The following is a 13902-nucleotide window of genomic DNA, read 5'->3' on the forward strand; positions in this document are numbered from 1 at the left end:
TTACAGGAATACTTTCGGGCATCTGTTATATCGGGTCGCGACGCGCCACCAGTCCTTGAGCCGGCCGAACATGATCTCGATCCTGGTGCGTCGTTTGTAGCGGCGCTTGTCGTACTTGATCGGTTTCTTTCGCTGTTTCCGGCCAGGGATGCATGCGCGTATCCCTTTGTCTTTCAACGCTTCTCTGAACCAATCCGCGTCATAGCCGCGGTAGCCAAGCAGCCAATCCACATTCGGCAGGCAGCTGAGCAGCGCCCACACGCCGACGTAGTCGCTGACTTGACCGGTGGTGACGAATAGGTCAATTGGTCGTCCCTGGCTGTCGCAGATGGCATGCAGCTTGGTGTTCATGCCGCCCTTGGTTCGGCCCCTCTCGGCAGATTGCTTTGCAATCGCCTGCCGGACAACGGATCAGGCGTCCACACCCTCCTTTTTGACGCCCATGCCGGTCGCGGTGCGGTGTGCCTTCAGATAGGTGGCATCGATCATCACGGTCTTCGTCTCGCCATGTTCGGCGGCCAAACCAGACATCATCCGGCCGAAGATGCCCTTGTCGCTCCTACGCTTCCAGCGATTGTAGAGTGTCTTGTGCGGACCATAAGCTGCAGGCGCATAGCACCATCTTAACCCATTGCGATTGATGAAAATAATACCGCTTCAAACACGCCGATCATCGACGCGGGGTTTGCCGTGGGGCTTCGGAAAGAGAGGCTCAAGACGCGCCATCTGTGCATCCGTCAGCCAAAAAAGATCAGACATGTTCACCGCTCGTTTTTGAACCATGAAACACGCCGTCACCCAGAACCCAAGGGGTCCTGACCCTAAGAAGACCTGTTTACTAGCCAACGTGCGTACTTGCTTCTATTCTGTCGATCAGGGTGTTTCCGACGTTGCTGCATTCAGTGTGCAGCGTCCGAACCCAGAATGAGATCGGTTGTTGTTTAGTCAAAGCGGTGAGTCTATTGGTTACTTCGACAGAATCAAGGCATTCGATTGGAACTGTCAGCAAAGCTGGGCTGCCCAGATCTAAGCCGTTTTTGATCCCCTTTTTGTTCGTTGGTTTCATCTTACCATTTTACTTCGACGTCCTCGGAATGCAGATCAACGGCTATCGGTTGGTTCTTATTATTTTTTTTGTTCCTGCGGTTGTGCACTGGCTGGACCGATCGACAAGAGTTCAAACCCCCGACATTCTGATTCTGTGTTTTGCCATTTGGAATGGGTTGGCGATAATCGCAAATCATGGGTTTGCGCGATGGGAGTATGTGGGCATCGCTCTAATCGAAACCCTATCGCCCTACTTTATCGCACGTTGGATGATCCGGGATGCCGATGCATTTCGCAGCTTCGCCATTTGGCTCTTTGCGGTGGTTGCAATCATGTTGCCATTCAGTGTTTATCAATCTGTAACCAACACCTCGTTGCTTCTCAATTTTTTTAGCAATTTCGGGCAGGTCTACAAGACTGTCCTAGATCAGCCGCGTCTTGGGTTCTACCGGGCACAGGGCTCGATGCCTCACCCTATTTTGTTCGGGTTGTTTTGCAGCACAGCATTCGCAATGTCTTGGTACGTTTTGGGGTATGGTAAAAGTCTGAGCTACAAGCTTTCCCGGGTCGGAATTGTCGTGTTTGCTACCATTACATCGCTGTCCTCTGGCGCTTGGCTTGCCATTGCCGTGCAAATTGGACTGATGGGATGGAAAACGGTTTTTTCGGCCATTAAGAAGAAATGGAACTTATTGCTGTACCTCTTTGTCGGTTTATACGCGTTTATCGAAGTGTTTTCTAATCGGCCGCCGGCTCAGTTGTTTGCTGCGTACCTGACATTGAAGAAATCGACGGCTTGGAACCGGATTCACATCTTCACCTACGCATCAGACGATATATTGCGCAATCCCGTGTTTGGGATCGGTTTGAAAGATTGGAGCAGGCCGAGATGGATGGTCCCAAGCGTAGACAACTATTGGCTGCTCGTGACAATGCGTCACGGATTTCCTTCTTTGATATTTCTTCTTCTTATAGTCTTTTTTGTGTTCAGGAGCATAGGGCGTGCCAAGCTTAATGGGCGGCTGGCAAGTTATCGGTACGGGTATTTGTTTTCTCTTTCCGGTTTTTGTGTAGCAGCGATAACTGTGCATGTGTGGGATGCAACTTTCTGCTTGTTCATGTTTATGCTCGGTGCAGGACTATGGATGGTAGATGCCGAAGATGAAGCTGTAGAGAAGAATGCATCTTCTGCGTCACACGAACGTCGAACAATTCGATATACACGATTTGGTTGAGGAAAAGTGCTGCCAATACTTTGGAAATCTGGTGGCTGACCGGAAGAAAGCCGCCGTTTTAACAGGGAAAACGAAGTGACTATGTCGAAATCCAGAATCGAGACAGATGCCAGCACAGGACGAAGGCCGAAACGGTCACGACAACAAAATCTGCTGGCACAAATTCCGATCTCTGTGCGCAAGAACTATGGTTTGGCGACGAACCAAGAGTTCTGGAAACTGATCCCTTATTTGTTGCGTTGCAGAATCCATGAACGCGATTTTTCAAATGGACAGACTAAGATATTTGTTGCCACTCATCACAAGGCAATGACCACCTATTTTAAGGCGGTGCTCAAACTTTTGTCCTTTGGTCTCGGTGTACGTTTCGAGGATATTTCCAAAGAGATCCCAAAGCCGAATACTAGGGTTTTCCTGTCAATGCACAGTCGCACGCCATTTGCCGAAATTGGTCCCTATCGTGGGATACATGTCATGCGAGATCCGCGAGACATGATTGTGTCCTCGTATCATTACCATCTGTGGACGAACGAGCTTTGGGCTCACATTCCGGATGAAAATGGAAGAACTTACCAGGAGAAGCTCCGCGCTGTCGACAAGACAGAGGGCTTGTTCATGACAATCCGCCACTTCATCTTTTTCAGTCGCGAAACTCTTGAAAACTGGAATCTGGATGACCCGAACATCCTTGAAGTGTCATATGATGAGTTGATGGGCAGCCGGCGCGATGCGCTTTACAGCGAAATCTTTTCTTTTCTGGGTTTGACCGCAGAGGCGCACGAATTGGGGGTCCGCTTGATGCGCTTGTTCGAAGCGGGTAAACGCAGCAAGCTATCAGCGTCAAAGGTCAATGAGCGTGCGCATATCCGCAGCGGGCGCAGCGGCCAATGGAAAGATGAACTGGAACCCGAACACTTGGCTTTCATCGACCAGGAGCTTGGGCACATCTTGGAAAAATTTGGATATGCTCGGGCCTGATAGAGAGTGGCAAATCTTCTGTGTATGACTGATCCGGTTCATGCTTCACCGAAAGGAAGTGATCAGCCCCACCTAAGTGGTCCAGTTTGATTGTTAGTGCATAGTCGGCCTCTGGTCCATCCGGACGACGGTTTCCGGGGCCGGTGGGCGGTAACCCAAGGCGCTGTGCGGTCGTTTCGTGTTGTAGTGCCTCCTCCATTGTTTGATCAGGATCTGTGCCTCGCGCAGGGTATATAATATCTCGCCATCGAGCAGCTCATCGCGGAACCGGGCGTTGAAGCTTTCGCAATAGCCATTCTCCCAGGGTGAGCCGGGTTCTATGTAGGCGGTCCTGGCGCCGACCGCGGAAGTCCAGTCCCGGACAGCCTGTGCCACGAACTCCGGGCCATTGTCCGACCGGATGCAGGCCGGCACACCACGTAGGATGAATAGATCGCTTAGGGCGTCGATGACATCTATGGAGTTCAGCTTGCGCTTCACCTTGATCGCGAGGCATTCCCGGCTGTACGCGTCGATGATGTTCAACGTCCTGAATGCCTTTCCGTCGTCCATCCGGCAGTGCACGAAGTCAAAGGACCAGACATGGTTGCGGTACTCCGGCCGCAGCCGTACGCAGGATCCGTCATTCAGCCAGAGCCGCCCTTTCCTCGGCTGCCTCGATGGCACTTTCAGTCCCTCCCGTCGCCACAGCCGTTCCACGCGCTTGTCGTTGACCTGCCAGCCGGCATCTCTCAGCAAGGCTGCGATCCGACGGTATCCATAGCGACCATATTGGCGCGCAAGCTCAATCATGTCCGCTATCAGGCGCTCTTCGACAGCCCGGCCCCTCGGCAGCTTGCGCTGTGTCGAGCGGTGCTGGCGCAGCACCCGGCAAGCACGACGCGCCGAGACGCCCAGTTCGTTGCGGACAAGTTCGATACAAGCTCGACGACGGGCGGGGCTCAGAAGTTTCCCTTTGCCGCCTCCGCCAGGATCAGCTTGTCCAGCGTCAGGTCCGACACGGCCTTCCTTAGCCGCTCATTCTCCTTCTGAAGCCGTTTGAGCTCTCTGAGCTGGTCGGTTCCCAGCCCGCCATACTGCTTGCGCCAGCGATAGTAAGTCTGTTCGGTAATGCGAACCTCACGGATCGCATCCACCCGCGCCATTCCTTGCCCGACAAGCACCTCAACCTGCCGCAGCTTCGTGACAATCTCTTCCGGCTTGTATCGTTTCGTTCCCATTCTGATCCTCCGTTTTCCTCAACATAACGGCGGACCACTACAGTGGGGGAGGGTCAGCTTGAGTATCTGAAATCGCATGGACCGGGACGGATACACAAAGTTTATGATACTCCCGGCTGATATGCTCAGGCAATTCAGTCCCACGTGGGGCTTAGCCTAGGGGTAGTAGCTTTTTTTTTGTCATTGCCACCGCGCGACGTATTTTCTTACGAACTGGCAGAAGCCCGTTCATTATGGCATCAAGCTCTGCCATCCCCATATCTCCGCGTAGGGACGTACGTGGCCGCACGAACGAAGAGTCGTTCATATACCCACCATCACTGGAAAACGCCACTTGGTATCCACACTGGCGAAGCACACGGAGTACGCGCGCATTGTATGAGCCGAAAGGTATACCGGCGCGCATCACAGGGAGCCCACAGACATCCTCCAATACGGCTTGCGATTCCAACAGTTCTCGACTGAGGGTCTTCGTATCTAGGGTATCCCACGCGACATGGTTGATCCCGTGGCTGCCTATTCCCATACCTTTTGCGACCAGAGCGGAAATGTGACATCGCTCCAAAGATCCAGGCTGACCAACCCTTCCTGTGAGGACGAAGAACGTGGCTGATAAACCCCGTTGCTCCAGAGCAGGAAGGGCAACTTCAAAATCAGAAATATTCCCATCATCGAAAGTCAGAAAATAACGTGCAGGCTCAGGCGCGCCCGCAACGCGATCTAGAACATCCAAGAATTGCTTCTCAGAAAGCCAAAAAGGGGCTTCTCCCGGGTCAAGCACGCGCTTTGGATCTCCGATCCCATGAAAGTTGAGTCCTATCCGCCGGGCCATTTCACAACCTGACCTTTCTGTGTACGGATTCGGCCAGCTTGATCAGCGCAGGCGTCATTCCCGATGGCCGCGACTCGAACGGGCCTGCTGCCGTTACATCTGTCCCGCCTGTCCGCACTTTAAACCGCGTGACACTGGGGTTCCCTTCTGGATCGATGCCGCCCAGATCGAACCACCTGGCGCCACGGCGACGGCAATGAAGCATAGCTTGCCACATGAGGTAGTGCCCAGCGTTCAATCGCCGTCCGGCCTCAGAAGTCGCCCCGAACAGGTATGTTGCAGTGGTACCGGCATACCCAATGGTCATCGCACCAACGTCTTCACCGCCCTTGCGAGCGACCAGAACGTCATGTTCGAAATCAGATCCTGACAGGTGATAATAAAACTCAGGCGGTATGTCAGGCTGGAAGCCTTTTGAGGAACGGACCTGATGATACAGCCTAGAGAACCGATCCGACAATTCGGTAATCGGCCCTTTTTGAATATCCAGATCGGCCTTCAGGGCATTTCGCAAAGAGTTTCGCCACTTCCCGTGCAGGGCCTTCATTAGGTTAGCCTCTGATTGGTTCAGGTCGATCAAAACCGTCCTATATGTGCTGGACCTTTCTGACGGCACAAATCCCGCCTCGGTTATCACATCGAGATGCGGAGTTGCACTGACAGGCATGCGAAAGCGCAGGACATGCCCAGCACCGTGTGTGTATTTTCGCAAACCGGACAACACTGAGCCCAAAGTCTCGGGAACCGTGCGCTGGCCATGTCCCGTGCATGTCAGCGGTCCGGAGGCTATCCATGCAACTCCCCGCCCTAGAATCGGGACTTTCTTGACTCTAAGACACGCAGCAGCAACCGGCATGCCGTTGCGATCGAACATCCCCAAAAACTCGGCGGAGGCGCCGATACGGTCCGCGGCAGCCAATGCGTAAGTTAGTGTTTGCTCATAAGTCAGGTCATCAAAGCGGCGGCTGATCTCGGGCCACTGATCTGGCGACAGTTTTCGCAATTCTATTTGCTGGTTCGCCAACGTACTCCGGCTCCACACTTACTATTTTCCAAAATCTTGTCAATTAGCTCTTCTTCTTGGTCTGGTAACCGCTTGGAGGGATTGATCGTGAACTGCATGGGGATCAAGTCCTGGGCAAACCAGCTGGCGGGAACTGCGTGTTGGCCAAAAAATGCGCGGATGTCCTCCAAGGCACCTCTGGGGTCTTCACACACTGTCTCGTAGTTTATCCTGATCAACCTGTTCGCCCCGATATGTGAACAATCGAGATCAATATCGTGCGCTACGCCCACAACTTGCCGGCAAGCTCGCTCGATGTCAGTGGCGCCTCCAGCCATGGATGGGCGAACAGACCACCATTGCTCGCGGTCTGGTTCTGGGCCTTTTTGGCGTCGTTGCGCCCTGAGAATGGACCTGACTGTGTCCTTGGGGTCGCGCCGAACTTCGATGAATAGGCAGCCAGGAAACAGCGCGTCTAACAACCTGATCCGATTTGAATGCATCACATTCTTGTTAATAAAAGGCGCATGAAACAAGTTTGACATCCCCGACAGAGTTGCCTTGATTTCTTGCACGGGCAAACTGGACAACGCGCTTTCGTCAGTCCACGCTCTGTCCTCAAACCAACGCCGCCAAATCCAGCCACCTTCGTTTGGTGCCGCCCATCCGGCGATATGACCGTAGTCGCTTTGAAAGGCAGGCTTGCGAGGCCGTAAAAACAATTGGCCTAGTTTAGTAACCGCCAGAGGGGTCATGTAGAAACGATGTGACAAGTTCGTGAAATAAGCGAGATTGAACGCTGTGACCACCACCTCATAAATCAAGGATGTTCCAGAGCGTGGCGCGCCAACAATGAAGATATGTGGCCAGTTAGCTTTCGGCTGACTTTCAAGCATTCGCGCCTCAGCCGGGGCAAGAACTGTATGGACTGCCCCCCGCAGCGCGGATTTGAACCTGGCTTCCATTATGCTGTCCCTGCACGATACTTCGGCGGCATTTGCCCTTTGGATTGCTTGAACAGGGCTCCAGCCAGAAAAACAAGCCTCGCCCGCCAAGCACTAGCTGCTGGCTGCTCGGGTCGAAAAACACTTATTGGCAAAAACCACGCGGCCCTTAGCAGGTCACCAACAAGCATCATCAAAGTCCCTAACCAAGCAACTAAAGGCCCGCGGGTAAAGCGCAGAAAAAGGATGTGGCCTTTCGCGATCTCAACGGATTTCCAAGGAGACGTCTGCCCTGTCGAGACAGCGCCAATATGCATCAAGCGAATATCCGGATTGTAGCGCACCGCTAGGCCCGCCTGTCGAACCCGCCAACACCATTCCGATTCTTCGCTGTACATGAAGAACCGTTCATCCATCGTGCCGATCTTGTCTACAACCGTGCGCGAAATCATCATGAAACACCCTGCCACGACATCAACATCTTGCATCGTGTCGCGAGGCAAGGATGCGTAGCGTTGATCGCCGAAGTAGCGGCTATTGCGAAGTATCGTGTTAGGTACAAACATGCTCCAGAAGAGGCTGCGCAGTGATATTTCTCGGAAAAGGGTTGATTGCTGGCTCCCATCCTCCAAAGAGACATGCCCACCAAGAATTCCAACTTCGGGATGGTCCCGAAGATAGGCAACGGCGTGTTCCAAAGTGCCGTTGAAAACCTGTGCATCGGGATTGAGAATTAAAAATATGCGACCACGCGCCATACGCATGCCGATATTGTTACCCCAAGCATAGCCGCCGTTGTGGCCGGCTTCCACGACCGTAATCTCCGGGAAATCGGTACGAAGCTTATGGACACTACCATCGCGTGAATCGTTATCGACCACGATTATTTCCAGCTTCAAGGTGCCGGAGTGTTCCAGAACAGACTGGACCGCTTGTGCGGTTACCTCGCAAGTCTTGTAGTTTACAATTATTACACTAAGATCGAGTTCCTCTCCACGCGACACGCAAGTCAGTTCGTTTTTGCCATTCAAGACCGAACAGTCGCCCATACGTCAAAAGACCTTTTGATTTTCCAAATTCATGATCAACCTCTAAAATCAGGATTCGATAGATCCACGCGCTCGGGTCTTTGAGCCTTTGGGGTGCCCGAAAGCATTTTTAACCAAGCCCAAAAACAGACTCTCAACTCCTACGGGGCGCTTCACCATATTCCATAGCAAATAATGTGTTCCTACATAGACTGTCGCACCAACCAGCACCTTCGTGGCAAAACGATAGCGCAACAATGGTAGGTCATCGGAGGTGTCAAAGGCCCATCCAATGTGGTCGGGGTTGCCCATCGCGCCGCCTACTAAGAGAACTGCTGCGATCATGGTCAACGTTGACACAAACGACCTCCAACCAACCGTCAGTGGGCCGAAAAAACTCTGCGTTCCAAACCTCTTGGCAACCGCCAGCGTAGTCAGGATAGCTGCCGCGCTCGAGGTTGCAGCTGCAACCAAAGCGCCAGAGAACCCAAACTGCACGCCAACAGACATCGACAAGCAAACAAATGCCAACAGAAAAACATTTCTAACAAACAATACCTTTGTCGACCCTTCGACATAGGCAGCCGAGCGGACGTTTTCTTGGAGCGTTTCAAGTGCCTTTAGTGGGGCCAAAATCCAAATGACCTGTACGGCTGCCAACCAATTCCATCCGATCACGACGATAACGATATGATTAGCGACCAGAGCCATACCAATGGAAATCGGCAAGACGATCGCAAGAAGAAATTCGTTCAGGCGGGTGAATGCTTCATCTTTTCGGTCGGTGTTCCTGGAAATTTCCGCAAGTCCAGGGTAAAAAACGCGTTGAAGCGGGGCAAAAAGCTGAGTTGTAACAAGTGTGCTGAGCCTGTTGCCAAGTCGAAATATACCAGCATCCGAGTATCCCAGAGTTGCGCCGATAATTAACTGGGGCATGTTTTTTGAAAAGAACTGAGCGATTTGAGCTCCAGTCGACCAAATAGAAAAAGACAAGCAATCATGCCAGCGCGCCAGCGAAGGACGGATCGTCATTGGTGCCAAGCCGAATGTCCAAATGCTGCGCGTCAACATGGCACCGAAACTAGCAGCAATAATAGCCCAATAGTCCCGCCAGAACCAAGCTAAGCTAACCGCTATGACGGAATAAACCACTCGGCTAACTGTCTCTTCTCCTGCTGCATAGATGAAGCTCAGATCGCGCTCGAAAAGAACAAAGCGGGGGCTCTTGAAGGCTATTACGAAAGACAGCACGCAAAGAACAAAGGCAAGTTCAGACAATTCAGGAAGACCAAGCAGAACAGGAAATTGACGAGTTGAGAAAAAGAATGCTGCGGCCGCGGCACCAACAATAATCTGAAAGGTGAAGACAGTTCTCAGATGTTCCGGGGTCACTTCTTCGACTCGGATGAGAACGATGGCGATCTGCCGTTGAATCATCTCAAGAAAGGCTGTTGCGACCAAGAAGTAGGCGGCAATGCCGAAGTCTGTGGGTGTCAATAGACGAGCCGTCACTATCAAAGTGATCATGCCCAACACTTGTCTAAACAGGCTTGAGGCCAGCAATGTGGTCGCACCCACTGCAAGCGCTGACGTTCGGGATGTTGAGCGCCTGTGCCGATTAGAATTCGTAGGTTGTTTCAAATTTCTATACTTTCCAAACTCGCTACAAACAGTGGTTTACAGCAACTATGTTTCCAAATCCATGTTGCAGTGAGACATGTTAATGCGTTCGAGCTAGGGCTACGCCGCACAGGCCTGACCGCCCAATCTCGGTGTCTCGGTCTGTTTCAGATGTATTAAACCTTGGTATCTGCGTGGTTTCTGCATATTTTCATCGCCAGCCGACCTGTTGCATCTTTTTCCGAAGTGTAATCTCTATTCGTGTCATGAATTGGACACGAAATGTATTACGAAGCCAAGTCTGCAGCGAAGTACGTCGCCCGCGATTTTCGCAGTTGAGAGTATGTTGTGTGAGTAGTGGTATGACCTTATGAAAATCGCGATTTTTGGCTTGGGGTATGTTGGGTTCACTGCGGCCTGCTGTCTGGCCCATCATGGGCACGAAGTGTTGGGCATCGACGTCAATGCCGACAAGGTGTCCGAGATCAACTCCGGCAAACCGCCCATCAAGGAACCGCAGGTTGGCGAACTGCTGACCCACGCACTGGACAGGGGACTGATCCGTGCGGTCGTCGAATGCCCCGATCTTTCAACCTGCGATTTGGCCATCGTCTGTGTCGGAACGCCCAGTTCGACCGACGGCTCCCACAACATGAGCTATGTGGCCGAAGTCACCCGGCAGATTGCCGAAACCATATCCGACGACCGGGCGCGTCCGTTGACGGTTGCCTACCGGTCCACCTTTCGGCCCGGAACCGTCGCGCAACTGGTCGAGCCGATCTTTCGAAGCTTTCTGGGCGATCGGGTCGCGCAAGCGGTCGAAATCGTCTACAATCCGGAATTCCTGCGCGAAGTCTCGGCCGTGCATGACTTCTTTCACCCACCCAAGATCGTCGTCGGCACGAAAGATGGCTGCCGCTCCGATGTAATGGACGCGCTGCACGAGGGCCTTGACGCGCCAGTTTTCTACACCTCGTACGAAGAGGCCGAGATCACCAAGTTCGTGGACAACACCTGGCATGCCACCAAGGTGGCCTTTGCCAACGAAATCGGCCGCATCTGCCATCGCATGGGCGTATCCGCAAAAACCATGCACCAGATCTTTGTCTCGGACACCAAGCTGAACATTTCGCCTTACTACACGCGGCCGGGCGGCGCCTTCGGGGGGTCTTGCCTGCCCAAGGACGTGCGGGCCCTGCAACATATCGCGGGCGAGATCGGTGCGCATACGCATCTGATCGACAGCCTGCTGCGCACCAACGAGGCGCACAAGACCTACCAGGCCCAGGACATCATGGCCCGTCTGCCCGATGGGGGCAGGGTGCTGATGGTGGGCGTGGCCTTCAAGGCCGGCACCGACGACCTGCGTGAAAGCCCGAATGTCGACATCGCGCGCCGTCTGCTTCAGGGCGGGTACAAGCTGTCGGTCTACGACCCGGCCATCCGCCCTGCCGACCTGCGCGGGCAGAACCTGGGCTATGCCTTCACGCATCTGCCTTCGGTCGGCAGCCTGCTGGTCGATCGGGCCACGGCCGAAGAGGGGCCTTGGGATCTGGTGATCGGATCGAATGCGATCGTGAACGATTTGAACCTTGGCGATTTTCCGGTGGTGCGAACCTATGAATATGACTGACACCACCCTGGCCGTTCAGCCGGTCTCGATGGATGAATTGCGGCGGGTCCGACCGCTGCAGGGGCTGAAAGTTCTGATCGTGGTCGAAAACCTGCCCGTTCCCTTCGACCGGCGCGTCTGGATGGAGGCGCGCACGCTGGCCGCCGCCGGCGCCGTCGTTTCGGTGATCTGCCCGACCGGAAAGGGCCACGAAGAGCGTATCTGGGAAGAAGAAGGCATTAAGGTCTATCGCCACCCGCTGCCACTGGATGCAAGCGGCGCGCTTGGCTATCTGCTGGAATACGGCGCGGCGCTGTTCTGGGAATCCTGGCTGGCGTTGCGGATCAAGCTCAGCCGGGGCTTTCACGTCATCCACGGCTGCAACCCGCCTGACCTGATCTTTCTGGTGGCGTTGCCCTTCAAACTGTTCGGCGTGCGGTACCTGTTCGATCATCACGACATCAATCCCGAACTCTACGAGGCCAAATTCGGCCGGCGCGGGTTCTTCTGGAAACTGATGAGGACCTTCGAACGTTTGACCTTCGCGTCGGCCCGGGTGTCGATCGCGACCAATGAAAGCTATCGCCGGATCGCCATCGAACGCGGGGGCATGGCGCCCGAGGATGTATTCATTGTGCGCTCGGGCCCGGACCTAAGCCGTCTGGAGCGCGTCCCGCCCAACCCGGCCTGGCGGAACGGTCGAAAATACATGGTGGGCTATGTCGGCGTGATGGGCGATCAGGAGGGGATCGACCTGCTGCTTGAATCCGTAGCCCACCTGGTGCAGGGGCAGGGCCGGGACGACATCCAGTTCTGCCTGGTCGGCGGCGGACCCAGCCTCGAGAAACTGCGCGAACAATCCGCCGCGATGGGCCTGTCGGACTACGTCACCTTCACTGGGCGGGCACCGGATCGGGACCTGTTCGAGATCCTGTCGACGGCGGATGTCTGCGTGAACCCGGACCGGGTGAACGAGATGAACGACAAATCCACCATGAACAAGATCCTTGAATACATGGCCTTCGAAAAACCGATCGTCCAGTTCGACGTGACCGAGGGCCGGTTCTCGGCGCAGGACGCGTCTCTGTACGCGCGGCCGAATGATCCGGTGGACATGGCGGCCAAGATTGCCGAACTGCTTGAAGATGAAGAGCGTCGGGCCCGAATGGGCTGCTATGGCCGCGCGCGGGTCGAGTCTGAAATGGCCTGGCCTCATCAGGTGCGCGCCCTGATCGCGGCCTACGAACGGGTGTGGAAAGGCTGAAATATTGCAACTTATTCCGTGGCCCGGTGTGCATTTGGTCTAGCGGATACGCTCGGCCGATTCCGCAATCCCATGGCTGGCTTCTCAATCAAGTGCCAAGACAAAACAGCAAAGACGAGTGTGAGAGGCAAGGAAAACACCATATTGGACACTGGTGTCGTCATACCGGACTGGGCTGCAATCTGCTGGATGGGGAAAGCATAAATATAGAGTCCATATGAATAGTCGCCCAAATTATTGAATTTCAACAACTTTTCGCATCTTGAGTATCCCACAAAAAAAACTGCGTAAGATAATGTGATGGAGAAAACGGGCAAGAACACCGGAGTGAACCAAGTGACGAACGCAATACATGCTGCTCCGACGAGAGCAACCAAGGACAAAGGAATTTCATGGCGCCAGAGATAGAAACACATCCCGGTCAGAAATGGCAGTCCAAGCCGCGCCATCTGCTCAATTCGTGTGTTCAACTCCAACGCCATTGTAGTGGCGTAGACACCCAAGAACAACAAAACCAGAAACGCAAACGGCTTACGCCGTTGCAATAGACCCAACGTCCCGCAAATCAGGACTCCGGCGTAACAAGTGACCTCATAGGACAGTGACCAAAGAGAGCCGTTGATTGCCGGCCCATGTGGGTTTCCAACAAAAACACCTGGCAGTGTATACAACAAGTCAAACAAGGTCATGTTACGGAAAAAATACTCGATTGTTGCAGGCCAAAATACACCGGCGGACGCAGCGGTCAAAAACAATCCCGAAACGAAAATGGTAATTATCAGGACAATGGTTAGCGCTGGAAAGAGTCTTAAAACCCGAGACGCAAGAAAGGATGGTACAGATCGCTTCCGATCGAAGCTACGGGTAATGAAAAAACCCGAAATTGCGAAAAATATCCAGACACTGACTGTTCCAAGGGACAATCCGTGCAATTGGGCTTCAAGCGGTTGAACTGCCGCCTTGCCGAGGCTGAGAGGATATGCGTGTGAGACCAGAACGCCTGTTGCCGCGAGGATTCGGATCAGGTTGAAATGGTTGTCTCGACCGTTCGAGCGATCCGCAATACAGGGGCTGCTACCCAGAACTTTTGCGAGAGTCCGTTGATACATTTTCATCACC

Annotated in this window: 11 protein-coding genes and 1 pseudogene; 4 read left to right on the plus strand and 8 right to left on the minus strand. The window is 53.8% G+C overall.

All coding sequences use genetic code 11. The annotated features are described in order from the left end of the window. Positions 1–759 (minus strand): annotated as a pseudogene (locus tag AC2FMM_RS13215) (IS5 family transposase). A gap of 335 nt (positions 760–1094) precedes the next feature. Between AC2FMM_RS13215 and AC2FMM_RS13220 the strand changes: the two are divergent. Together AC2FMM_RS13220 and AC2FMM_RS13225 are read left to right on the plus strand one after the other, a co-directional pair. Then, entirely contained in the window at positions 1095–2282 is a 1188-nt protein-coding gene (locus AC2FMM_RS13220) for an O-antigen ligase family protein (RefSeq protein ID WP_496796798.1), read from the plus strand. 81 nt (positions 2283–2363) lie between these two features. Continuing rightward, positions 2364–3260, plus strand: a complete 897-nt coding sequence (locus AC2FMM_RS13225) for a sulfotransferase domain-containing protein (protein ID WP_496796799.1) — start codon at positions 2364–2366, stop codon at positions 3258–3260. A 93-nt stretch (positions 3261–3353) separates the two neighbouring features. Here the strand turns inward: AC2FMM_RS13225 and AC2FMM_RS13230 are convergent. The 6 genes from AC2FMM_RS13230 to AC2FMM_RS13255 all read right to left on the minus strand — a co-directional run bounded on the left by AC2FMM_RS13230 (position 3354) and on the right by AC2FMM_RS13255 (position 9865). Beyond that, a protein-coding gene (locus AC2FMM_RS13230; protein WP_496796800.1) for an IS3 family transposase occupies positions 3354–4480 on the minus strand; the annotation gives its coding sequence in 2 pieces (ribosomal slippage) (positions 3354–4216 and positions 4216–4480; 1128 coding nt in all). A 151-nt stretch (positions 4481–4631) separates the two neighbouring features. Then, positions 4632–5312, minus strand: coding sequence for a polysaccharide deacetylase family protein (locus AC2FMM_RS13235; protein ID WP_496796801.1), 681 nt, complete (start codon positions 5310–5312; stop codon positions 4632–4634). Between the two features lies 1 nt (position 5313). Continuing rightward, the gene (locus AC2FMM_RS13240) at positions 5314–6336 is read right to left on the minus strand and encodes a lipid II:glycine glycyltransferase FemX (RefSeq protein WP_496796802.1); all 1023 of its coding nucleotides are present in this window, start codon (positions 6334–6336) and stop codon (positions 5314–5316) included. Then, on the minus strand, positions 6318–7280 hold the full coding sequence (locus AC2FMM_RS13245) for a sulfotransferase family protein (protein WP_496796803.1): 963 nt from the start codon (positions 7278–7280) through the stop codon (positions 6318–6320). The genes AC2FMM_RS13240 and AC2FMM_RS13245 overlap by 19 nt, the downstream gene beginning before the upstream one ends. Beyond that, positions 7280–8308: a glycosyltransferase family 2 protein gene (locus AC2FMM_RS13250; RefSeq protein ID WP_496796804.1), complete on the minus strand. Its 1029-nt coding sequence runs from the start codon at positions 8306–8308 to the stop codon at positions 7280–7282. Before AC2FMM_RS13250 ends, AC2FMM_RS13245 begins: the two co-directional genes overlap by 1 nt. A gap of 48 nt (positions 8309–8356) precedes the next feature. After that, positions 8357–9865: an oligosaccharide flippase family protein gene (locus AC2FMM_RS13255; protein ID WP_496796805.1), complete on the minus strand. Its 1509-nt coding sequence runs from the start codon at positions 9863–9865 to the stop codon at positions 8357–8359. Positions 9866–10277: 412 nt separating this feature from the next. Here AC2FMM_RS13255 and AC2FMM_RS13260 point away from each other — a divergent pair, with 412 nt between their 5' ends. Continuing rightward, positions 10278–11540 (plus strand): nucleotide sugar dehydrogenase, encoded by a 1263-nt coding sequence (locus tag AC2FMM_RS13260; protein WP_496796806.1) that lies wholly within the window; start codon positions 10278–10280, stop codon positions 11538–11540. Beyond that, positions 11533–12783, plus strand: coding sequence for a glycosyltransferase family 4 protein (locus tag AC2FMM_RS13265; protein ID WP_496796807.1), 1251 nt, complete (start codon positions 11533–11535; stop codon positions 12781–12783). The genes AC2FMM_RS13260 and AC2FMM_RS13265 overlap by 8 nt, the downstream gene beginning before the upstream one ends. A gap of 11 nt (positions 12784–12794) precedes the next feature. On the opposite strand, the gene AC2FMM_RS13270 is transcribed toward AC2FMM_RS13265, so the two are convergent. Then, positions 12795–13898 carry an acyltransferase family protein gene (locus tag AC2FMM_RS13270; RefSeq protein ID WP_496796808.1) on the minus strand — a complete coding sequence of 368 codons (1104 nt, stop codon included), beginning with the start codon at positions 13896–13898 and terminating at the stop codon, positions 12795–12797. Between the last annotated feature and the right edge of the window lie 4 nt (positions 13899–13902).

Source organism: Ruegeria sp. BHSC043, from assembly GCF_059612985.1.